18 protein-coding genes are annotated in these 20,730 nt (G+C 61.0%); 7 read left to right on the top strand and 11 right to left on the bottom strand.

The genetic code is table 11. The annotated features are described in order from the left end of the window. Nucleotide 1: 1 nt before the first annotated feature. The 11 genes from rlmB to radA all read right to left on the bottom strand — a co-directional run bounded on the left by rlmB (nt 2) and on the right by radA (nt 11,543). The gene (rlmB, locus tag EXY20_RS32005; protein WP_135556564.1) at nt 2-949 is read right to left on the bottom strand and encodes a 23S rRNA (guanosine(2251)-2'-O)-methyltransferase RlmB; all 948 of its coding nucleotides are present in this window, start codon (nt 947-949) and stop codon (nt 2-4) included. 14 nt (nt 950-963) lie between these two features. Beyond that, nucleotides 964-1,446: a Mini-ribonuclease 3 gene (locus tag EXY20_RS32000; protein WP_135556494.1), complete on the bottom strand. Its 483-nt coding sequence runs from the start codon at nt 1,444-1,446 to the stop codon at nt 964-966. Beyond that, a complete protein-coding gene (gene cysS, locus EXY20_RS31995; protein WP_135556493.1) occupies nt 1,443-2,837 on the bottom strand; it encodes a cysteine--tRNA ligase in 1,395 nt (464 codons plus the stop codon). Before cysS ends, EXY20_RS32000 begins: the two co-directional genes overlap by 4 nt. Then, on the bottom strand, nt 2,818-3,489 hold the full coding sequence (epsC, locus tag EXY20_RS31990) for a serine O-acetyltransferase EpsC (RefSeq protein ID WP_207671361.1): 672 nt from the start codon (nt 3,487-3,489) through the stop codon (nt 2,818-2,820). The genes cysS and epsC overlap by 20 nt, the downstream gene beginning before the upstream one ends. A 662-nt stretch (nt 3,490-4,151) precedes the next feature. Next, on the bottom strand, nt 4,152-5,612 hold the full coding sequence (gene gltX, locus EXY20_RS31985) for a glutamate--tRNA ligase (RefSeq protein ID WP_135556491.1): 1,461 nt from the start codon (nt 5,610-5,612) through the stop codon (nt 4,152-4,154). A 28-nt stretch (nt 5,613-5,640) separates the two neighbouring features. After that, nucleotides 5,641-6,123, bottom strand: coding sequence for a 2-C-methyl-D-erythritol 2,4-cyclodiphosphate synthase (gene ispF / locus EXY20_RS31980; protein ID WP_135556490.1), 483 nt, complete (start codon nt 6,121-6,123; stop codon nt 5,641-5,643). Next, nucleotides 6,120-6,821 carry a 2-C-methyl-D-erythritol 4-phosphate cytidylyltransferase gene (gene ispD, locus EXY20_RS31975; RefSeq protein WP_135556489.1) on the bottom strand — a complete coding sequence of 234 codons (702 nt, stop codon included), beginning with the start codon at nt 6,819-6,821 and terminating at the stop codon, nt 6,120-6,122. The genes ispF and ispD overlap by 4 nt, the downstream gene beginning before the upstream one ends. Nucleotides 6,822-6,980: 159 nt before the next feature. Next, nucleotides 6,981-8,051 carry a PIN/TRAM domain-containing protein gene (locus tag EXY20_RS31970; RefSeq protein WP_135556563.1) on the bottom strand — a complete coding sequence of 357 codons (1,071 nt, stop codon included), beginning with the start codon at nt 8,049-8,051 and terminating at the stop codon, nt 6,981-6,983. Nucleotides 8,052-8,241: 190 nt separating this feature from the next. Then, on the bottom strand, nt 8,242-8,979 hold the full coding sequence (gene pssA, locus EXY20_RS31965; RefSeq protein WP_135556488.1) for a CDP-diacylglycerol--serine O-phosphatidyltransferase: 738 nt from the start codon (nt 8,977-8,979) through the stop codon (nt 8,242-8,244). Between the two features lie 81 nt (nt 8,980-9,060). Further along, entirely contained in the window at nt 9,061-10,140 is a 1,080-nt protein-coding gene (gene disA, locus EXY20_RS31960; protein WP_135556487.1) for a DNA integrity scanning diadenylate cyclase DisA, read from the bottom strand. 35 nt (nt 10,141-10,175) lie between these two features. Continuing rightward, on the bottom strand, nt 10,176-11,543 hold the full coding sequence (gene radA, locus EXY20_RS31955) for a DNA repair protein RadA (protein WP_135556486.1): 1,368 nt from the start codon (nt 11,541-11,543) through the stop codon (nt 10,176-10,178). A 202-nt stretch (nt 11,544-11,745) separates the two neighbouring features. Between radA and EXY20_RS31950 the strand changes: the two genes are divergently transcribed. The 7 genes from EXY20_RS31950 (at nt 11,746) to EXY20_RS31920 (ending at nt 20,714) form a co-directional block, all read left to right on the top strand. Next, complete coding sequence (locus EXY20_RS31950; protein WP_167859676.1) at nt 11,746-12,630, top strand: AraC family transcriptional regulator; 885 nt, start codon at nt 11,746-11,748, stop codon at nt 12,628-12,630. A gap of 279 nt (nt 12,631-12,909) precedes the next feature. Beyond that, on the top strand, nt 12,910-14,547 hold the full coding sequence (locus EXY20_RS31945) for an extracellular solute-binding protein (protein WP_167859675.1): 1,638 nt from the start codon (nt 12,910-12,912) through the stop codon (nt 14,545-14,547). Between the two features lie 107 nt (nt 14,548-14,654). Then, nucleotides 14,655-15,551: an ABC transporter permease gene (locus EXY20_RS31940; RefSeq protein ID WP_135556483.1), complete on the top strand. Its 897-nt coding sequence runs from the start codon at nt 14,655-14,657 to the stop codon at nt 15,549-15,551. A gap of 36 nt (nt 15,552-15,587) precedes the next feature. Beyond that, nucleotides 15,588-16,466, top strand: coding sequence for a carbohydrate ABC transporter permease (locus EXY20_RS31935; protein WP_135556482.1), 879 nt, complete (start codon nt 15,588-15,590; stop codon nt 16,464-16,466). 23 nt (nt 16,467-16,489) lie between these two features. Continuing rightward, nucleotides 16,490-17,374: a phytanoyl-CoA dioxygenase family protein gene (locus EXY20_RS31930; RefSeq protein ID WP_135556481.1), complete on the top strand. Its 885-nt coding sequence runs from the start codon at nt 16,490-16,492 to the stop codon at nt 17,372-17,374. 56 nt (nt 17,375-17,430) lie between these two features. Further along, complete coding sequence (locus tag EXY20_RS31925; protein ID WP_167859674.1) at nt 17,431-18,444, top strand: Gfo/Idh/MocA family protein; 1,014 nt, start codon at nt 17,431-17,433, stop codon at nt 18,442-18,444. A gap of 29 nt (nt 18,445-18,473) precedes the next feature. Then, nucleotides 18,474-20,714: a S9 family peptidase gene (locus tag EXY20_RS31920; protein WP_167859673.1), complete on the top strand. Its 2,241-nt coding sequence runs from the start codon at nt 18,474-18,476 to the stop codon at nt 20,712-20,714. Nucleotides 20,715-20,730 lie beyond the last annotated feature (16 nt).

The raw sequence follows: 20,730 nt of genomic DNA, 5'->3' as shown, positions 1-20,730 counted from the left end.
GCTACCTGGCCGGCTGCGACGCGCCCATGCGCTGACGGACGGCTTCGTACATGAGCACGGAAGCCGCGACCGAAGCGTTGAGCGAATTGATGCGGCCGAACATCGGCAGCTTGACGAGAAAATCGCACGACTCCTTGACGAGCCGGCCGATGCCGCTGCCTTCGTTGCCGATAACGAGCGCCAGCGGAATCGTCAGGTCGGCGCGGTACGCTTCCTGCTTCGCCGCCCCGTCGGCGCCGCCGATCCAGACGCCGCGCTCCTTCAGCCTCTCGATCGTCTGCACGAGGTTGGTCACGCGGGCAACCGCTACATATTCCACGGCGCCGGCCGATGTTTTCGATACGGTGGCGGTCAGTTGGGCCGAACGGCGTTTCGGGATGATGACGCCGTGCACGCCCGTGCAGTCGGCGGTGCGCAGAATCGAGCCGAGGTTGTGCGGGTCCTCGATTTCGTCGAGGATCAGCAGGAACGGCGGCTCGCCGCGCCGCTCGGCGATGGCGAGAATGTCCTCGACCTCGACGTAGGCGTAAGCGGCCGCCTGGGCGATGACGCCCTGATGCGGCACGTCGCTGACCATCTGGTCGAGCTTGCGCTTGTCCGCGGTCTGCACGATGATGCCGGCTGCCTTCGCTTCGGTCAAAATGTCGTGCACATGATGCTTCTGGGCGCCTTCGGCCACCCAGATTTTGTTGATCGTGCGGCCGGCGCGCAGCGCCTCCAGGATGGAGTGCTTGCCGGCGATGTATTGCTCCTGCTCGGCGCCCGCTTCGTGCTCGCGCTCCTGTTCGCGCCCGTGCGCACGTTCGTCACGGCCGCGGTTATCCGGCCGGCCGCCCGGAGCCGCGGCTCTGCCGCCCGCAGGCCTGCGGTCGCGGTTGCCCGGTGCCGCCGGCTTGCCGCCGCGGCCCCCGAAGGCGCCGCTTCCTTTGTATTCGTTGCGTTTGTCCATCATGCAGCCGCTCCTTACTTCGTCTGTTCGGGTTCGACCGTCGTCAGGAGCAGGCTGCGCAGCCGTTCCCATTCGCGGCGATAATACAAAAAGCCGATCAGGCACTCGAACGCCGTGCTGTGGCGATAGTCGAGAATGTCGGCGCTCTTCGGCGCGCTGCCCGACTTGGCGTTGCGCCCGCGCTTGACGACATCGAGCTCGTCGTCGGTCAACAGCGGCAGCCACCGCTCCAGCGCTCGCGCCTGCGCCTTCGCCGACACGAAGCGCGTCGCTTCGCGGTGCAGGTGGTGCGGCCGGTGGTTCGGCTGCGACACAACGTACCCGCGCACGAACAGCTCGTACACGGCGTCGCCGACGTAAGCGAGCACCAGCGGCTGCAGCTGCCGCGGCTCCTTGGCCGGCGGGAACGCCAGCAGCGCCGCGGCCAGCGCATTGTCGGCGGCCGCTGCGGCCGGCGAGGCCGGGACACCCGGGCGCTGATCGTCGCGCCCGCTCATTTGCGCCGCCAGCGGATGCCTTGCGGCGTGTCCTCAAGCACGATGCCGCGCTCCGTCAGCAGATCGCGGATTTCGTCGGCGCGCGCCCAGTTCCTGGCCTTGCGCGCTTCCACGCGCTCCGCGATAAGCCGGTCGATGTCGGCATCCGGCAGCTCATCATCCGCCGGGCTTAGTATGCCCAGCACGTCGTCCATCGCCTGGAACTGCTGCAGAATCAGTTCCAGCGACCCCGCCGTTACTTGCTCCTGCTGCAAGTAACGGTTCGCCAGTGTCACGAGATCGAATACGGCCGTAATGGCGTCCGGCGTGTTGAAGTCGTCGTCCATTTTCACGCGGAACGTTTCGTCCACCCGCTTCACCGCTTCCGCAACGTCCGCGGCCGCCGCGCCGGCCACTGCCGTCTTCGCGCGGTGTTTCACGTTCGCGACGCAGTTGTCGATCCGCTCGACGCTCGCTCCCGCCTGGCGGAGAATGTCGTCGCTGTAATTCAGCGGGTTGCGGTAGTGGCCCGACAGCACAAAATACCGAATCGCCTGCGGCTTGGCCGCCGCCAGCATATCCTTGACGTCGAGCCCGTTGCCGAGCGATTTCGACATCTTCTCATTGTTGATGTTCACGTATCCGTTATGCATCCAATAGTTGGCCAGCGGCTTGCCGGTCAGCGTCTCCGACTGCGCGACCTCGCACTCGTGGTGCGGGAACTGCAAGTCGTGCCCGCCGCCGTGAATGTCCAGTGTGTCGCCCAAATATTTGCGCGCCATCGCGGAGCATTCGATGTGCCAGCCGGGCCGCCCTTCCCCCCACGGGCTCGGCCAAAAAATTTCGCCCGGCTTCGCGTTCTTCCACAACACAAAATCCTGCGCATTCTCCTTGCGTTCGTCCACCTCGACACGGATGCCGAACTGCAGCTCGTCCATGTTCTGATGCGACAGCTTGCCGTAATCCGGGAACGCGGCTGTGCGGAAATACACATCGCCGCCGCTTTCGTATGCGGCATCCTTGGCGACCAGCCCTTCGATAAAAGCGATGATCTCGGGGATGTTGTCCGTCACACGCGGATGCACCGCCTCCCGGATGCCCAGCTCGCGGATGTCCTTCAGGAACGCCGCGATGTACGTTTCCGCCACGTCCATCACGGTCGTGCCGGTTTCGTTCGCCTTGCGGATCATTTTGTCCTCGACGTCGGTGATGTTGACAATATACGTCACGTCGTAACCGCTCTGCGCCAAATACCGGCGCACGACGTCGAACACGATCAGCGGCCGCGCGTTGCCGACGTGGATGTAGCTGTACACTGTCGGCCCGCATACGTACATCCGGACTTTGCCCGGTTCGATCGACACGAACGACTCTTTGGTCCGGGTCAGCGAATTAAACACTTTTAACGTCATACGCTTGCGTTCCTCCGTTTCGTTGCCGTTCTTCCGCCAATTGGCGCTTCAGGTCGTCGATCTGCCGCTGCATCGTCTGGAACATGTCGATCACCGGGTCGGGCAGCGCGCCGTGGTCGAGGCGGTCGACGCGGATGCCGTCGCGTTTGACGATGCGTGCCTTGAAGCCGACCACCGTGCTGTTCGCCGGCACTTCATCGAGCACGACGGCATTCGCCCCGATGCGCGAATTGTCGCCGATCCGGAACGAGCCGAGCACCTTCGCGCCGGAGGCGATGACGACGTTGTTGCCGACCGTCGGGTGGCGTTTGCCTTTCTCCTTGCCGGTGCCGCCAAGCGTCACGCCTTGGTACAGCACGACGTCGTTGCCGATTTCGCACGTTTCGCCGATGACGACGCCCATGCCGTGGTCGATGAACAGCCGCTCGCCGATCCGCGCGCCGGGATGGATCTCGATGCCGGTGAAGAAACGGCTCACCTGCGACACGATCCGCGCCAGCGTAAACCGGCGCCACCTGAACAGCCGGTGCGCCACCCGATGCGCCCATATGGCGTGCAGGCCGGAGTACGTAAACACGATCTCGAATGTGCTGCGCGCGGCCGGATCGTTGTCCAGCACCGTCTGAATGTCCGATCGCATCGACCGAAACATGACTCTCACCTTCTGCCCGTAAAATGAGAAAACCTTCTATCGTCGCTCGACGCTTGCTCAACGCAGTTGGCCTGCGGTTAGCTTGGTATGCCGACCGTTCCTAAAATGAATAACAGGAAAACCTACCTCTATTTCGCATCAAAAACGTCGATTTGCCAAAATGACAGGAAATCATACCGTTAATTTTCGGCTTTTTGCCGGAATCCGCGATTTGGCGCTGAAATAACGGGAGGTTTTCCGGCTATTCCTCTGTTTTCGCTGAAAACCGGAAAAATAACGGGAGGTTTTCCCGCTAAGAGTAAAGCAAGCAGCGGTCCCCCTCCAACCTCCGCAAAACAAAAAGCCCCTGCAGCCAGATAAGCTGCAGAGGCGTCGTCACGCGGTTCCACTCTGCTTGGGCAGCCATGCGCCGATGCCAATATGCGCGCCGCCCCTCTTCGGCAGTCTGTAACGGGACTCCCCGGTCAGGTCTAGCCGGCTCGCATCAGCATTAGCGAAGCGAATCCCGGTTCAACCCACAGCTCACAGGCGCATTTCCGCACAAGGGGAATGGATATCTCGCAGCCGGAAAGGCCTGTGAAGGCCCGCCCGAATATCCTCTCTGGAAATCCTTACTCGTCCGTACTTTTCCTGATCGTTGCTTTGCTATACAGTATACTCCATCACTTTTGGCTTGACAATACGCCATAGAGGCGATCTTTTACTTTGGCCGGGCCGAGCAGCGAGATCGACTGGTTCAGGTCGGGACCGTGCATTTGGCCGGTCAGCGCCACGCGCACGGGCATAAACAGCTGCTTGCCCTTGAAGCCGGTTTCCTTCTGCACCTGCTTCAGCATAACGCCGATCGCCTCCGGCACAAAGTCCTCCGCCGCCTCGACCTGCGCCAGAAAGCCGGCCAGCACCTTCGGCACGTGCTCCTCGCGCAGCAGCGCCTGCGCCTCCTCGTCCGGTTCGGCCGCGCGGAAGAACGGTTCGGCGAAGCCGACGATTTCGCCCGCCGCGTGCAGCTGGTCTTTCACCAGCGCCACCAGCCGGTCGACCCAGTCGAGCGCCGCAGCGTCCGGCTGCGCCGGGACATAGCCCGCCCGTTGCAGATGAGGCAGCGCCAATGCCGCCACACGGCTGCGGTCGGCCGCTTTCATGTAGTGGTTGTTCATCCAGGTCAGCTTGTCTTCGTCGAAGACCGAGCCGGACTTGATGGCGCGATCCAGGCTGAACAGCGCAATCAGCTCGTCTTTCGAAAAAATTTCCTGCTCCGTGCCCGGCGACCAGCCGAGCAGCGCAAGGAAATTCAGAATCGCTTCCGGTAAATACCCGAGATCGCGATACTGGCTAATAAACTGCAGGATCGATTCGTCGCGTTTCGACAGCTTTTTGCCTTCCTTGTTCAGGATCAGGTTGAGATGCGCGAACTTCGGCACCTCCCACCCGAAGGCGCGATAAATCTGCATCTGCCGCGGCGTGTTGGAGATGTGCTCCTCGCCGCGGGTCACGTGCGTAATCCGCATCAGATGGTCGTCGATAACGACGGCCAGGTTGTACGTCGGCATGCCGTTCGACTTGACGACGACGAAGTCGTTGCCGTCGGACTCGAACGAGATCGGGCCGCGCACGAGATCGTCGAACGCCAGCGTTTCGCCGATCGAGGAACGCAGCCGGATCGTCTTTGCGCGCCCTTCGCGCTCGAACGCTTCGCGCTGCTCCGCGGTCAAATGGCGGCAGCGACCGGAATATTTGGCCGTGGCGCCGGCGGCGATTTGCGCTTCGCGCTCGGCGTCAAGCTCCGCTTCCGTGCAATAGCATGGGTACGCCTTGTCTTCCGCCAGCAGCTGATCGATATGGCCGCGGTAAATGTCGAGACGCTCCGTGCAGCGGTACGGGCCGTACGGGCCGCCTACGTCTTCCCCTTCGTCCCATTCGACGCCGAGCCAGCGCAGCCCGTTATAGAACTCCTCCGCCGCGCCGCCGACGTTTCGCTCAAGATCGGTATCCTCGATGCGCAGCAGGAATGTGCCGCCGTGCCTGCGGGCGAACAAATACGTGAATAATGCCGTACGTGCGCCGCCGATATGCAAGTGCCCCGTCGGGCTCGGCGCATAACGGACGCGAACTTCTTGTGACATGCCGGTCCCCCCTAATAAGTTTTATGAATCATAGCACATCGCGAACGAGACAAACAACCGCTTGCGCGGCAATGCCTTCGCCGCGGCCGGTGAAGCCGAGCGCTTCCGTCGTCGTCGCTTTGACATTGACCGCATCCGCATCCGCTTGCAGCGCGGCGGCGATTACGGCTACCATCGCCGGAATATGCGGCGCCATCTTCGGCCGCTGCGCGATGATCGTCGCGTCGACATTGCCGAGCCGGTAGCCGCGTTCGGTCGCGAGCGCCCACACATGCTCCAGCAGCTTGACGCTGTCGGCATCCTTGAACCGCGGGTCCGTATCGGGAAAATGTTTGCCGATATCGCCCAGCGCCAGCGCGCCGAGAATCGCGTCGCTGATCGCGTGCAGCAGCACGTCGGCGTCGGAATGGCCGAGCAACCCTTTCTCGTAAGGAATGTCCACGCCGCCGATGATGCATTTGCGCCCTTCGACCAGCGCGTGGACGTCGAATCCGTTGCCAATGCGAATCATGCTTTCGTCTCCCCCCGCCATTCCAACAGGCGTTCCGCCCAAACCAGATCTTCGGGCGTCGTAATTTTGATGTTTTCGTAGCTGCCCATCACCACATGCACGGCATGGCCGAGGCGCTCCACAAGCATCGCGTCGTCCGTGCCGGCGAATCCTTCCGCCTCTGCGCGCTCATACGCTTCCAGCAGCAGCGGCAAACGGAACGCCTGCGGCGTCTGGATCGACCACAAGCTCGAGCGGTTCGGGGTCGATTCGATGCGCCCCGCGCCGTCGACCACCTTGATCGTATCCTTCACCGGCACGGCAAGCACCGCGGCGCCGCATTCGCGCGCCTTCTCCCAGCACGAGCGCACGAGCGCCGCCGGCGCAAACGGCCGCACCGCGTCGTGCACCAGCACGCCGCGGACGCCGTCGCCCAGCGCGCGCAGGCCGGCATATACCGACGCCTGCCGTTCGGCGCCGCCGGGCACGACGGCCGTCAGCTTGGCGATGCCATAGCGTTCGCCATAGGCGCGGCAGCGGTCTACATCGTCAGCTCCGGTGACGACAACGATCTCGTCCACTTCGGCGATCGACTGGAACAGCTCCAGCGTGTGCGCAACAATCGGCTTGCCGGCCAGCGGCAGGAACTGCTTGCTCTCCGCCGCGCCCATGCGCGACCCTTTGCCCGCGGCCACCACAACCGCTGCCAGTTTCTCCATCCCCGCTCCCCCCATGGAATCGTCTGAACAAGAGAAAACCTCTACCGCAGCCGCCCGCAAGAGGAGCGACCGCGTTTAGAGGCAAGTTTCATTACCCGTAAATTTCGCCTGTTTCGCCGGGCGTTCGGCCCTGGTTGCCCTCAGCCCATTGTACCGGTTTTACTGCGCTTTTTCCAACAATTTCGGCTTGGCAAAAATCATCCGGCCCGCCGACGTCTGCAGCACGCTCGTCACCATCACTTCCATCGTCGATCCGATGAACTCGCGCCCGCCTTCCACGACAATCATCGTGCCGTCGTCGAGGTACGCGACGCCTTGCCCGTGCTCCTTGCCGTCCTTGATGACCTGCACGAAAATTTCCTCGCCCGGCAGCACAACCGGCTTGACCGCATTGGCCAGATCGTTGATGTTGAGCACAGACACGCCCTGCAGCTCGCAGACCTTGTTCAGGTTGAAATCGTTGGTGATCACTTTGCCGTGCAGCACTTTCGCCAGCCGCACCAGCTTGCTGTCGACCTCGGAAATTTCCTCGAAGTCGCCTTCGTAGATGAGTACCTTGACGTCCAATTCCTTCTGGATTTTGTTCAGAATGTCGAGCCCCCGCCGGCCGCGGTTGCGCTTGAGCAGGTCCGACGAATCGGCGATATGCTGCAGTTCCTCCAGCACGAATTCGGGGATGACCAGCGTGCCCTCGATAAATCCGGTTTTGCAAATGTCGGCGATGCGGCCGTCGATAATGACGCTCGTGTCCAAAATTTTATGCTCCTGCATCGCTTTCGGAGCAGTACCGTCGCTGATCTGCGCCCGACGCAGCACAGAAATGAATGCGAGAATCTCTTCCTTCTTCGTCAACCCGACCCGGTACCCGAGCGTGCCCGCAACAACCGCAACCAGCAACGGCAACACCGATCCGGCCCCGCTCATTTTCTGCAAAGACGGAAAGAACAGTACGGCAACGACAAGCCCGGCGGTCAGCCCGGCCAATCCGGCGATCAAATCGGGCAGCGGCACGCTCCCGAGCGTTTCTTCGCCGCGCTTCAACGCATAGCGGGCGACGGCCAACAGGCAGACGGCTGCCGCATAAACCACCACAGCACCGCCAAGGACCATCCATACCGGCTGCACGCCCGACTGCCCCGCCCCGAACCAGGCTCCCGCCGCATCGCGCCATTGATACCCGAGCAAGCCACCGGCGAGCAGCACCGCCATTCGAAACCCTAATCTCATCATCATGTTCACCTCGAAACAACAATTATTGGTTACTTCAGCATTATGGTCCAAATGGCAGACGTCTAAACCAGCGCCCAGGCAATTTGCGACGGCGGCAACAACACGCAAAAAAAGCATTTCTTTCCCCCGGGGGAGAAATAAATGCTTTTTATTTCGTTACGCGTTATGAAATTGCAAAAGTGCGGTCCGGCTACAGGCGCCGTTTTACCGATTCCTCGTACGACCGGCTGCGCCGGCGTCCGAAACGGAAGAGGATCCTAACGTTTTTTTTTAAGCCGTACAGCGCGTAAAGCACGAGCGGCACAAAAATCATTTTGGACAGCGTGCCGGGGAAGGCGACGGCCAAGATAACCGCGGCGATGACGATGATCGGCGTCAGCCAGATGGCGGTCTTAGGGATGCCTACTTTCTTGAAGTTCGGGTACTTCACCGTGCTGACCATTAAATACGAAAGCAACAGCGTGCTGACGAGCAGCACGTAAGGGTTCAGATCTTTGGCGAATAGCGCCAGCGTACAAAGCACGCCGCCGGCGGCCGGAATCGGCAAACCGATGAAATAGCCGGGGGTGCCGGCAATGACGTTGAATCGGGCCAGCCGAAGGGCGCCGCAAATCGGAAAAATTGCGGTGACGATCCATGCCGTCGGCTCATTCACAAGCGAAGCGTCGCGGAAAGCGACGACGTACATGATGAAGGCAGGCGCGACGCCGAACGAAATGACGTCGGACAACGAATCGAGCTCCTTGCCGAATTCGCTCTGCGCGTTGAGCGCGCGGGCAACTCGTCCATCCAGACCGTCAAGCAGCATCGCTACGATAACCATAATGGCGGCAAGCTCCGGCTTGTCGTTAAAAACCAATATTATCGAAATAATTCCCAGGAACAGATTACCGACGGTAAACATGCTGGGAACCGAATTGCGTAACATTCGTGCGTCCACTCCCGTTCCGTTAAAAACGTTTTGTGAAGATTACATTAAAGTTTCCTTAACTTTATCACTATATGCGTTTTAGATGTGTCTGTCAATGAACACTTGTTCCTGGATGCGCTTGAGCCCTTCCTTGATGGCGCGGGCCCGCACTTCGCCGATGCCGTCCACTTCGTCGAGCTCCTCGATCGTCGCCATCAGGATGTGCGGCAAATAATCGAATTTGTCCACCAGGTTGGCGATGATGAGCGACGGCAGGCGCGGAATTTTGTGCAGCATGCGGTACCCGCGCGGCGAAACCGCTTCTTCGAGAATCGACGCGGAATGCGGATAGCCGAGCAGCCGTGCCATCAGATGGTGGTCGCGCAGCTCGTCGGAAGACAGCCGCTTGATCGCGGCGCGGGTTTCCCTGACCTTCTCGTCGCTGCGGTCGCGGCTGTAATCCTTCAGCAGCAGTTGCTCCTCCAGTTCCGCCGTGCCAAGCAGCTCTTCGAGCTGCATGCTGATGAGCCGGCCTTCCACGCCGAGCTCGTTGATGTATTTTTTGATTTCCGCATTGACGCGAAGAACCATCTCCGCCCGCTGCAGCACGCTCGTGACATCGTGCAGCGTAACCAATTCCTCGAATTCGGAGGCGCCGAGGTTGGTCAGCGACTGGTCGAGCACCACCTTGTATTTCTCCAGCGTCTGGATCGCCTGGTTCGCTTTCGTCAGGATGACGTCGATATCTTTCAGCGAGTAGCGCAGATTGCCTTGGTACAGCGTAATGATGTTGCGCCGCTGCGAAATCGAGACGATCAGTTTGCCGGTTTGTTTGGCGACGCGTTCCGCGGTGCGGTGGCGAATCCCCGTTTCGCTCGACGGGATGGAGGAATCCGGGATCAATTGCGTGTTTGCGTATAAAATGCGCTTCATGTCTTCGCTGATGATGATCGCGCCGTCCATTTTGGCCAGTTCGTACAAATAGTTGGGCGAAAAATCGCAATTGATCGAAAAGCCGCCGTCCACGATCGCCATCACTTCCGGGCTGTAGCCGACTACGATGAGCGCGCCGGTTTTGGCCCGCAGCACGTTCTCCAGGCCGGCGCGGAACGGAGTGCCGGGGGCGACGAGCTGCAGCAGCTCGCTCATGACGTCTTTGTTTCCTTCCTCTTTAACCATGTGTGCTCCTCTCGGCCCTCTATGTTTCGCTATTGTCAGCGCAGCGCTGCGGCGAGCGCCTCGGCAACCGTGTTAACGGCGACTATTTCGATTCCCGCTGGCGGGTTCCATCCTTTTAAACTTTTGCTCGGCATGATGACGCGCTTGAAGCCAAGCTTCTGCGCCTCGTTCACCCGCTGGTCGATGCGCGAAACGCCGCGCACTTCGCCGGTTAAGCCTACCTCGCCGAAGATGACGTCGTAAGGCTCCGTCGGCTTGTCGCGGAAGCTGGAGGCGATGCTGACGGCCACGGCCAAATCGACGGCCGGCTCATCCAGCTTGACGCCGCCGGCAACGTTGACGTAGACGTCCTGATTTTGCAGGAAGCAGCCAAGCCGCTTCTCCAGCACGGCGATAATGAGCGCGAGCCGGTTGTGATCGATGCCGGCCGCCATCCGCCGCGGCGACGGAAAGTTGGTCGGCGCGACAAGCGCTTGCAATTCGACCAGCATCGGCCGCGTCCCTTCCATGCTGGCGACGACGGTCGATCCGGCAACGCCCATCGGCCGCTCCGACAGGAACAATTCCGACGGGTTGGCGATTTCGACAAGACCCGACTCCTGCATTTCGAAAATGCCGATTTCGTTGGTCGAGCCGAACCGGTTCTTCACCGCGCGCAGCAGCCGGTACGTATGGTGGCGCTCGCCTTCGAAGTAGAGCACGCAATCGACCATGTGCTCGAGCATGCGCGGTCCGGCAATCGCGCCCTCCTTCGTAACATGGCCAACAAGCACCGTGGCAATACCCTTTGTTTTGGCGATGCGCATAAAATGCGAGGTGCACTCGCGCACCTGGGCCACGCTGCCCGGGGCGGAGACGACGCTCGGATGGAACACGGTCTGGATCGAGTCGATGACAAGAAACTGCGGTTCGACTTCGTCAATCGCTTCCATAATATGATCGAGGTTCGTTTCGCACAGCACGTACAGCCGCTCCGACATGGCGCCGAGCCGGTCGGCGCGCAGCTTCGTCTGCCGCGCCGATTCCTCGCCCGATATGTACAGCACCCGCAGATCGGCCTGCGTCAGCGCGTGCGACGTTTGCAGCAGCAGTGTCGACTTGCCGATCCCGGGATCGCCGCCGACCAGAATGAGCGAGCCCGGCACGATGCCGCCGCCGAGCACCCGGTTCAGCTCCTGATTGTCCGTGCGAACTCTCGCATCCTGCGTACTTTCTATAGTTATGATCGGCTGCGCCTTTTCTTGCGTACGAAAAAGCGGCCCATTCATGCCTTGTGTCTTGACGACCGTTTCGGTCTCTTCGATCATGCTGTTCCACGACTGGCAGCCCGGGCACTTGCCCAGCCACTTGACCGATTCGCAGCCGCATTCCTGACAGACGAATTTCGTTTTGGGCTTGGCCATTGGTTCTCCTGTTCATAAACGCGTTCATCCGCAATCTCGGCGCTGAGGCCGCAATTCAAAGTTTACCATTTTCTACGTACGAAGAAAACATGTCCGGCGTCCCGGTCCTGCCCGGCGCTGCCGCAGCGGACAGTATTCAGAACAAACGGCATATTGTATACTTAAAGAAACGATGCCCTACTACAGTCGGGAGGGACAGCAAATGACATTTGATTCGTTCGGTATCATTTCCGTTTCCCGCTGCCGCTACAAGCATCAGAACCATGTCGTCAACCACTGCCACAACTTCTACCATCTGGTCTGCATAACGGGCGGCAACGGTACGCTGCGCATCGACGGCGCCGTGTGCAAACCGCGCGTGAACGACTTGTTCCTGTTCCTCCCTTGGGTATACCACGAAATCGTTTCCGATCAAGACCATCCGCTGTGCACCGTGGACGTCAAGTTTCTGCTCGCCGACGCGGACATGGAGAAGCAACTGCAGAAGCTGCCGGTGCCGGTCAGCCAGATGCCGAACGAGTTGCGCCTGATTCTGGAGAACATGGTCGAAGAAGCGCAAAGGAAACGACCGTATTACAAAAGCATCCTCACGGCCAACTTCGTCGCCTTTCTGCTTCATTTGCTGCGAATGAACGGCGAATCCCGCGACGCTCCGGGCGAAGAGCAGGCCGCCGAACCGCTTGTGCCGATCGGGCTTACCGAATCGGCGGATGAATTGGCCGACCGCGTGGTCCGGTACTTGCACAACCATTACAGCGAAAAAATTTCGCTAAGCCGCCTGTCCCGCCAATTCGCCGTCAACCAGGCCCACCTGTGCCGCCTGTTCGCCAAGTCGTACGGCGTCTCTCCCATCCAGCACCTGAACAACTGGCGGCTGTATAAAGCCAAGGAGCTGCTGGCCAACACGGAGCTGTCCATTACGGAGATCGCGCGTCAGGTCGGGTTTCAGAGCGTCCATTATTTGAGCCGCTATTTTACCGGCAAGGAAGCGATTTCGCCGCTTCAATACCGGCAAAAAATGCGGGAAAGCGTTTATTTGACCGTAGAGGAGAAATATACGATCGTCGATGCCAAAGTCGTCCAATAAGACAAATCGACACCTCCCGAGAAAACACATGCCGCCCGGTCGACCGCAAGGTCGGCCAGGCGGCTTTTTGCTGCGCGCCATAGCCAACGATCGTGTTAGCCGTCCGGTTTATTCGCCCCAAGCCATGCAGAAACGTGCAAATTTTTATTACGAATCGCTAAAGAATTGGCCTGCCGATTCGGCTACACTTTGGGTAGAAATCGCTTTCAGGAAAAAGCGATTTTGCAAGACCATTCCAAAAGGGGTTGAAAGGGTGAGGGTATGAGCAGGAAGAAGGTTGTGAGGAAGGGAGCGCTGCTGGTCGCCGCGCTGTCCGTTACATGGCTGGCGGCATGCAGCAGCGACGGCAAGAGCGCGGCGCCTTCCGCGCAGGGAAGCGCCAGCGCGGCGCCGGCAGGCAAGTTCAATCCGCCGCTCGAGGTGACGACAGTCACGACGATCAAGCCGGCGGTGAAATTCCCGTCCGGCGACGACTACGACAACAACGTGTGGACGCGGGCTTATCTGGACAATTACGGCATCAAGCTGAAAAACCTGTGGGTTGTCGAAGCCGGACAGAAGGATCAGAAAACGAACCTGATGATCACGTCGGGCGATCTGCCGGATTATCTCGAAGTAAACGGCGTACAGTTCAAGCAACTGATCGACGCCGGGCTGATCCAGGACTTGAGCGATGCGTACAAGGGCGCCTCGGACAGCGTGAAAAAAATATTGACCGAAGGCGGCCCGAAGCCGCTGCAAGCGGCCACGGTGAACGGCAAGCTGATGGGCATTCCGTTTACCCGCAACACGAAGGAAGCGGCGCAAATTTTGTGGGTGCGCACCGATTGGCTGCAGAAGCTGAACTTGCCCGAGCCGAAAACGATGGACGACGTGGTCAAAATCGCCGAGGCGTTTGCGACCAAGGACCCGGACGGCAACGGCAAGCAGGACACCTACGGGTTGTTGCTCGACAATACGCTTGTCTCGGCCAAAGGATTCATGAACGGGTATCATGCCTACCTCGACATCTGGACGAAGGACGCTGCCGGCAAGCTTGCTTTCAGCAGCACATTGCCGGAAATGAAGACGGCGCTGCAGAAGCTGCAGGACATGTATAAAGCCGGCTGGATCGACCCGGAATTCGCCGTAAAGGATTTCTCGAAGGCGTCGGAAAGCATGGCCGCAGGCAAAATCGGCATGTTCTTCGGCGACAGCTCCGGCTCGTCGGGCGGCATCAGCATCCAGACGGTGCGCGACAACGATCCTAAAGCGAACTTCAAAGGGTATCCGCTGCTCTCCGTCGACAGCAAGCCGGCCCAGCCGCAAATCGAATCCGGCGTGCTTTCGTACTGGGTCGTGAACAAGAAGTTCAAGCAGCCGCAAGCGGTATTCCAGTTGCTCGACTTCTGGGTGAAGACGTTCTACGAGAACAAGTCCGACGACATCGAGGATAAGTTCATCTCCTCCAAGGACGGCAACCAGCCGTGGTACCTGAACGAGATCGCCGCCTATCGGGCGCTGCGCAACGTCGATATTTACGTGCATGTCAACGAAGTATTCGACGGGAAGAAGAAGCCCGAGGATTTGACCCCGGCGGAACGGGGCGCCCTCGACAAAATCAAGCAATTCACCGAAAAGGGCGAAAATAAGTTTTTCAGCATGAACGCCGCGTTCGGCAAGGAAGGCGGACGGGGCATCGTCAACAACTACAATACGAAAAACCTGTTCATGGAGAACGAGTTCTATACCACCGCAACGCCGACGATGGCCGACAAGTGGTCGACGCTGTTGAAAATGGAGAATGAGGCGATGATCAAAATCATTTCCGGCAAATCGCCGATCGACGAGTTCGACAAGTTTGTCGCCAGCTGGAAGCAAACCGGAGGCGACGCCGTGACGAAGGAAGTCAACGACTGGCACGCCAGCGTCAAGTAGTTGCGGCGCAAGCCGCGCGGGAAGCGGGCAAGAACCCGCTTCCCTTGCCCTGTCCGGCCGCCTGAAGCCGCACTGGAGTTCGCCTTGCGTCAAGGAGTGCAGCCCGCATGAAAAAACGAAGAATCAACGATTGGCCGCTCCATTACATGATCATTCCCGGTTTTCTTCTCGTGCTGGTGTATAGCTACGGCCCGATGATCGGCATTGTCATCGCCTTCGAAAAATTCATCCCGACCAAAGGCATCTTCGGCTCGCGCTGGATCGGGGGCGACAATTTCCGCTACGTGCTGCAAATTCCCGGCATCTACCGCATTGTGTGGAATACCGTCTATATCGCTTTTATGAAAATCGCGCTGGGCATCGTTGCGCCGATCACCGTCGCCTTGCTCCTGAACGAGCTCGGCAAAGCGTGGTTCAAGCGCACGGTGCAGACGGTCATTTACATTCCCCATTTCCTGTCCTGGGTCATTCTCGGCGGCATCATGATCGACATTCTGTCGCCGACGAGCGGTCTGGTCAACCAGGCGCTTGGCTGGCTCGGCGCGAAACCGATTTATTTTCTCGGGGACAATCGCTGGTTTCCGTTCACGCTCGTGCTTTCGGACATCTGGAAAGAACTCGGCTTCGGCACGATCATTTATTTGGCGGCGCTGACAAGCATCGATCCTTCGTTGTACGAAGCGGCGATCGTCGACGGCGCGGGCCGCTGGAAGCAGACGCTGCATATCACGCTTCCGGGCATGATGCCGATTATCGTGCTGATGGCGACGCTCAGCCTCGGCAACATCCTGAACGCTGGCTTCGACCAGGTGTTCAACCTGTATAATCCGCAAGTGTACGAAAGCGGCGATATCATCGATACGTTCGTTTATCGGCTCGGGCTGGTCGATGCGCAATACGGGCCGGCCACGGCGATCGGGCTGTTCAAGTCGGTGGTGTCGTTCCTGTTCATCTCCGGCGCCTACACGCTGGCTTACCGCTTTGCGAACTATCGGATTTTTTAGCCGGGAAGGCCGAACCTTTATGAGGAGGAACCGCGCATGAGCTCGACCTGGAGCCGGAAAGTATTCATCGGCTGCAACTATTTGCTGCTTGCGGCGCTTGCCGTCCTGTGCCTGGTGCCTCTCCTTCACGTACTGGCGATTTCGCTGAGCGCCTCGTCGGCATCCGCGGCGGGGCTGGTGAAATTGTGGCCGGTGCGATTCACCTGGAAATCTTACGAATTTGTGCTGAGCAAACAGGAATTTTTCACCTCGATCGGCGTTTCGGTCAAACGGCTGCTTGTCGGCACCTCGGTCAACATGCTGCTGACGATTCTGATCGCCTACCCGCTGTCCAAAGAACCGCACCGGTTCCGGTACCGCGCGTATTACGCCTGGTTCTTCGTGCTGACCATCCTGTTTCACGGCGGCCTCGTTCCGCTGTACATGACCGTCAATCTGACCGGGCTGCTGGACACGATCTGGGCGCTTGTACTTCCGGGCGCAGTGCCGGTCTTCAACATGCTGCTCTTGCTGCACTTCTTCCGCAATTTGCCGAAGGAGCTGGAAGAATCGGTGTTCATCGACGGCGCGGGCTACTGGCGGGCGCTATGGACCATCTATATCCCGCTGTCGTCGCCGGCGCTCGCCACGCTGACGCTGTTCTGCATGGTGCATCACTGGAACTCCTGGTTCGACGGCCTGATCTTCATGAATGCGCCGCAGCACTATCCGCTGCAAAGCTACCTGCAGACGATGATCATCCGGCTCAATTTCAGCAGCATTTCCGAAAAGGAGCTCGAGTTGTTGCAATTAGTGTCGGACCGTTCGTTCAAAGCGGCGCAAATATTCCTCGGCGCGCTGCCGATCCTGCTCGTGTATCCATTCCTGCAAAAATACTTCGTCAAGGGCATGGTGCTGGGAAGCGTCAAGCAATAACACACCGGAGAGGAGCTTCACCCATGGAAAATCGTACGTTCGAAGAAGCCCGCGGCGATCGGCCGGACGCGGTTGCGCTGCGGAAACAATTCGAGGAATCGGGTTATGTCGTCCTGCGCGGGTTTCTGCCCCGGGAAGTCGTCGACAACGCCATTTCGTCCATGAAGCAGCTGGTCGACGAAACGGCGGCGAAGCTTGCCGCAGACGGCCTTATTGCCGATACGCTGGCGGAAGAGCCGTTCGAGACGCGGCTGTACACGCTCTATCGCGACCGTCTCGAGCGTGCGCCCAAGTCGTTCCGCAAGGAGCTGCATTTGCCGGGTTTGTTCGGCCTGTTCTTTCATCCGCCGCTGCTGGACGTGGTGGAGTCGCTGCTTGGCGACGAAATCCGGCTGTACCCGAACTACACGGCGCGGCCCAAGCTGCCGGGCTGGGAAGGCACACAGGTGCTATGGCACCAGGACGCCGGCTATACGGAATCGATCAAAGTGGACGCCTCGGCTTCCGTTGACGCCCTGCGCATGGTTAATGTATGGGCGCCGCTTGTGCCGGCGACGAAGGAGAACGGCTGCATGCAATTCATCCCGGGCACGCACAAGCTCGGCACCGTGCCGCACGAGAAGCGGGAGCACTATTTGCAGATCGCGGACGCGTATTTATCCCCCCGTCTCGCCGAGGCGACCGATATCGAGCTCGATCCGGGCGACGTCGTGCTGTTCAACAACCTGCTGTTCCATCAGGGACAGCCGAACGCCACGGAACGAATCCGCTGGAGCATCGATTGGCGCTATCAGGATGCCGGTCAACCGACGTATCGCGCGGACCGGGGTCATCTCGCAAGAAGCCGGACGCATCCGGACGACGTCATCGGCAACGCAGCGGAATGGGTGCGCGTCGGCTGGCAATAACGCCGTTCGTTAGACCGGCGCAAGCAACGAAGAGATATCAATTGCGGAGGATACTCATGAAGAACGAAAACACGATCCGCGCGGCCGTCATCGGCTGCGGCGGACTCGGCAAGGTGCACAGCGAATGCATCAGCCGCCTGGAAGGAATGGAAGTCGCCGCTTATGCCGACGTGGCGCCGGGGCAAGCGGAAGCGCTGCTGCGGCAGTTCGGCGGGTCGTACGCCACCGACGATCCGGAACGCATTTTCCAGGACGCGACGATCGACGCGGTTTATGTCGCCACGCAGCATGACAGCCACGCCGACTTGTGCATCCGGGCGCTTGAGGCGGGCAAACACGTTATGGTGGAAAAACCGTTGGCCATGACCGTAGAGGACTGTCTGCGCATCGGCGAGACGGTCCGGCGAACCGGCGGCAAGCTGATGACGGCGTTCAAGATGCGTTATTACGACATGCTGCTGAAGGCGAAGGAGCTGATTCCGCAGCCGCTGGTCGTCACCATGCAGATGATGGACAACCGCTGGGCGAACGAAATGTGGGCCAACGACCCGATTCGCGGCGGCGGCAACGTCGTCAGCCAGGGCTGTCACTCCTGCGATATTTTGCGCTTCGTGGCGGGACGCGACCCGGTCGAGGTGTACGCCGCGGGAGGGAATTACTATCAATCGTCGGGCGTAGTCGACAATTTGACCGCGACCTTTCGTTTTGACGGAGGCGCGGCAGGCAGTTGGGTGCAAGGCGATTGCGGCTGTCCGCCGCTGACGAGCAAATTTTTCATGCAGCTGTTCGCCGAGAACAAGTCGATTACGCTTTCCGATCGGCTTACGACACTGGTGTATCAGGAGACGGGGGGCGAGAAGCAAGTGTTCCGCGGAACCGAAACCGGCTTCCTGGAAGAAAACCGCGCGTTCCTCGCCTGCCTGCGCGACGGTACGGAACCGCCGATCGACCATATCGACGGACTGTACGCCACCTTGATGCCGCTGCAGGCGATCCGTTCGCTGCAATCCGGCAAGCCGGAGCCGATCCGCGCCCTGATCGAGCAATATACGCGGCAGCCGTCTCCATGAGCCCCGATCGGGAAAGGAAGATAGACGCGATGAGCGAATCCTCTCATTTGGCAGGGACGGAGCCTTTCACAGCGGAGGAGCGGAGGCGAAACCCCGTCTTCGCCGACCGGTATGCCAAGCAATGGGCGATGTCGCTGCAGTGGCTGCGCGGCGAATTGGATCGCGTCGCGTTGGCGCGCGACGCCGTCCGCCGCCGCGATGCCGCCTGGCTCGACGCGAAGCGGCTGGCGCTGGCGGCGATGACCGGCTTCGACCGGTTCGCCGGCGCCGCGGCGGACACTCGCCGACTGGCGGTCGCCGAAGGCGAGGGTTGGACGGCGGCCGCCTACGAGGTCGCGACGGCCGGAGGCCTGCGTTACGCGGCGACGCTGTATCGCCCGCGGCGGCGGCCGGCGGCCGGCGCCGTGCTGCTGGCCGGCGAGGACATCGGGGAGCTGGACCGGGCGCGGAGCGCCTACCTGGCGCAAGGGTTCGCCGTCATCCGGCCGCAGCTGGCCGGAACCGGCTTCAGCTTCCGCGGTCATCCGCAGCGGCAATGGTTCGCCTACCCCGACCACGAGCTGCTGCACAACCTCGCGTTCGTCTGCGGCGGCTCGCTGGCCGGCATGGAAGCGGCCGAGCTGCTTGCGGTCGGGGACGAAATGGCGCGGCTGGCCGGCACTGAGGCTGCGGAAGTGCCGTTGATCGTCGATTGCCGCGGCCGCCATCTGCTTGCCGGCGCTGCGGCCGCGGCGCACCGTCCAGGCCGGACCGCCGCCATCGTGCTTGCCGGCGACGCCGGCAGACTGGACCGCCAACAGGACGACGCGCGCTCGAATACGGTCTGGGGCTTCCACCGCGAGTTCGATTTGTTGACGCTGCTGCAGCTGGCGGCGCCGGGCACGGTCATTTTCGCCGAAGACGGGCCCACGCCTTCGGCGGAAGCGGCGCGCGCCGCCGTTTGGTTCGCGGAGGAGCGCGAGACGCCGGACACCGGAACGCGCGTGGTACGGTGCGCGCGCGAGGAGAAAGCGCTGGGGGCAGCCGCGCAAGCTGCCGTCACGCATTGGCGTGTTCGCGCCGACGCGTTGCCCGCGGGATCGCCGACCGAGGCGCCGCTGACGGAGCCGGCGCGGCCCGAAGCGCCGGGCCCGGGCGGCGGCGATGCCCTGGCCGAGGTGCTGCAAGCCGCTTACGCGGCCTCCGTTGCGAACAAGGTCGACTTCCTCGAACGGCTGCAAGCGGAAGCGCTGCGGGAGAAGGAGGACCGGTACGACTTGTCCGCACTGACGCCGGATGCGTATCGGCATCGCGTTGCGGAAGCGCTCGAGCGGACGATGGGTGCCGTGCCGCCGCCTCGGCAAGCGCGGCCGCCGCGCGTTCTCACCGGCAAGGCGGCGTACTCCCAAGGCGGAGCTTCGCACGACGCGTACGAGGTGGTGCTGGAAAGCTTGCCCGGCGTAGAGACGGCCGGCTACCTGCTGCTTCCGCGGAGCGGCGCGGTCCGATCCGGGCGCGCGGACGCGCCCGCTGGCAGCGACTCAGGGAGCGCGCCGGCGCGGCTTGCTGCCGTCATCTGCCAGCACGGCCTGATGGGCCGCCCCGAAGACGCGCTCGGCTGGAGCGGAAGCGGCGTCTATTACCGTTTCGCCAGCTCGCTGGCGGACAAGGGGTATGCCGTTTTCGTGCCGTTCATGACCTGGGGCTGGGGCGGGAATCCGGCTCGCGACGCCTTGACGAAACACGCCTACGCGCTCGGCTTCGCGCCGAACCGGCTGGAAGCCGCGCAATTGCGGGCAATCGTCGATTTCCTTGCTTCCCGTCCGGAAATCGATCCGGCCAGGATCGGCTTCTACGGCCTCTCCTACGGCGGGCATGCCAGCCTGTGGCTGGCGGCGGAAGAACGCCGGCTCGCCGCCGTCGTCACTGCGGGCCACTTCAACGACTGGGGCCGCAAGCTGGTCAGCACCGCGATCGAACGGCCGGGCACCACACCGCTGTCGTTCATAACGGTCGACGATTGCCTGGACATGTTCGGCTTCGACGTGCTGCGGCTGATCGGCCATGCCGAACTGGCCTCGCTTGCGGCTCCCCGGCCGCATATGGTGGAGAACGGGCTGCGCGATCCGGTCACGCCGTACGCATGGGTCGCCTCCGAACACGCCCGGCTTCGCCGCGTGTTTGCGTGGCTGGGTGCGGAGGACCATGCCGAAATTGAACATTTCGACGGCCCGCACCGTATTTGGGGCGAACGTTCGTTTCAATTTCTGGAGAAGCATCTGCGGCCGTGAATGGGCGCAGATAGGC

The organism is Paenibacillus cymbidii, from assembly GCF_004764705.1.
Classification (GTDB): Bacteria; Bacillota; Bacilli; order Paenibacillales; family NBRC-103111; genus Paenibacillus_AN; species Paenibacillus_AN cymbidii.
Note: the sequence above shows the minus strand (reverse complement) of the source record. Positions and strands in the feature narration are given on the sequence as shown.

What these genes read in the sequence shown, in the direction of transcription:
- rlmB (WP_135556564.1), bottom strand. Translation starts at nt 949, where the DNA reads ATGGACAAACGCAACGAATACAAAGGAAGCGGCGCCTTCGGGGGCCGC.
- EXY20_RS32000 (WP_135556494.1), bottom strand. Translation starts at nt 1,446, where the DNA reads ATGAGCGGGCGCGACGATCAGCGCCCGGGTGTCCCGGCCTCGCCGGCC.
- cysS (WP_135556493.1), bottom strand. Translation starts at nt 2,837, where the DNA reads ATGACGTTAAAAGTGTTTAATTCGCTGACCCGGACCAAAGAGTCGTTC.
- epsC (WP_207671361.1), bottom strand. Translation starts at nt 3,489, where the DNA reads ATGTTTCGGTCGATGCGATCGGACATTCAGACGGTGCTGGACAACGAT.
- gltX (WP_135556491.1), bottom strand. Translation starts at nt 5,612, where the DNA reads ATGTCACAAGAAGTTCGCGTCCGTTATGCGCCGAGCCCGACGGGGCAC.
- ispF (WP_135556490.1), bottom strand. Translation starts at nt 6,123, where the DNA reads ATGATTCGCATTGGCAACGGATTCGACGTCCACGCGCTGGTCGAAGGG.
- ispD (WP_135556489.1), bottom strand. Translation starts at nt 6,821, where the DNA reads ATGGAGAAACTGGCAGCGGTTGTGGTGGCCGCGGGCAAAGGGTCGCGC.
- EXY20_RS31970 (WP_135556563.1), bottom strand. Translation starts at nt 8,051, where the DNA reads ATGATGAGATTAGGGTTTCGAATGGCGGTGCTGCTCGCCGGTGGCTTG.
- pssA (WP_135556488.1), bottom strand. Translation starts at nt 8,979, where the DNA reads ATGTTACGCAATTCGGTTCCCAGCATGTTTACCGTCGGTAATCTGTTC.
- disA (WP_135556487.1), bottom strand. Translation starts at nt 10,140, where the DNA reads ATGGTTAAAGAGGAAGGAAACAAAGACGTCATGAGCGAGCTGCTGCAG.
- radA (WP_135556486.1), bottom strand. Translation starts at nt 11,543, where the DNA reads ATGGCCAAGCCCAAAACGAAATTCGTCTGTCAGGAATGCGGCTGCGAA.
- EXY20_RS31950 (WP_167859676.1), top strand. Translation starts at nt 11,746, where the DNA reads ATGACATTTGATTCGTTCGGTATCATTTCCGTTTCCCGCTGCCGCTAC.
- EXY20_RS31940 (WP_135556483.1), top strand. Translation starts at nt 14,655, where the DNA reads ATGAAAAAACGAAGAATCAACGATTGGCCGCTCCATTACATGATCATT.
- EXY20_RS31935 (WP_135556482.1), top strand. Translation starts at nt 15,588, where the DNA reads ATGAGCTCGACCTGGAGCCGGAAAGTATTCATCGGCTGCAACTATTTG.
- EXY20_RS31930 (WP_135556481.1), top strand. Translation starts at nt 16,490, where the DNA reads ATGGAAAATCGTACGTTCGAAGAAGCCCGCGGCGATCGGCCGGACGCG.
- EXY20_RS31925 (WP_167859674.1), top strand. Translation starts at nt 17,431, where the DNA reads ATGAAGAACGAAAACACGATCCGCGCGGCCGTCATCGGCTGCGGCGGA.
- EXY20_RS31920 (WP_167859673.1), top strand. Translation starts at nt 18,474, where the DNA reads ATGAGCGAATCCTCTCATTTGGCAGGGACGGAGCCTTTCACAGCGGAG.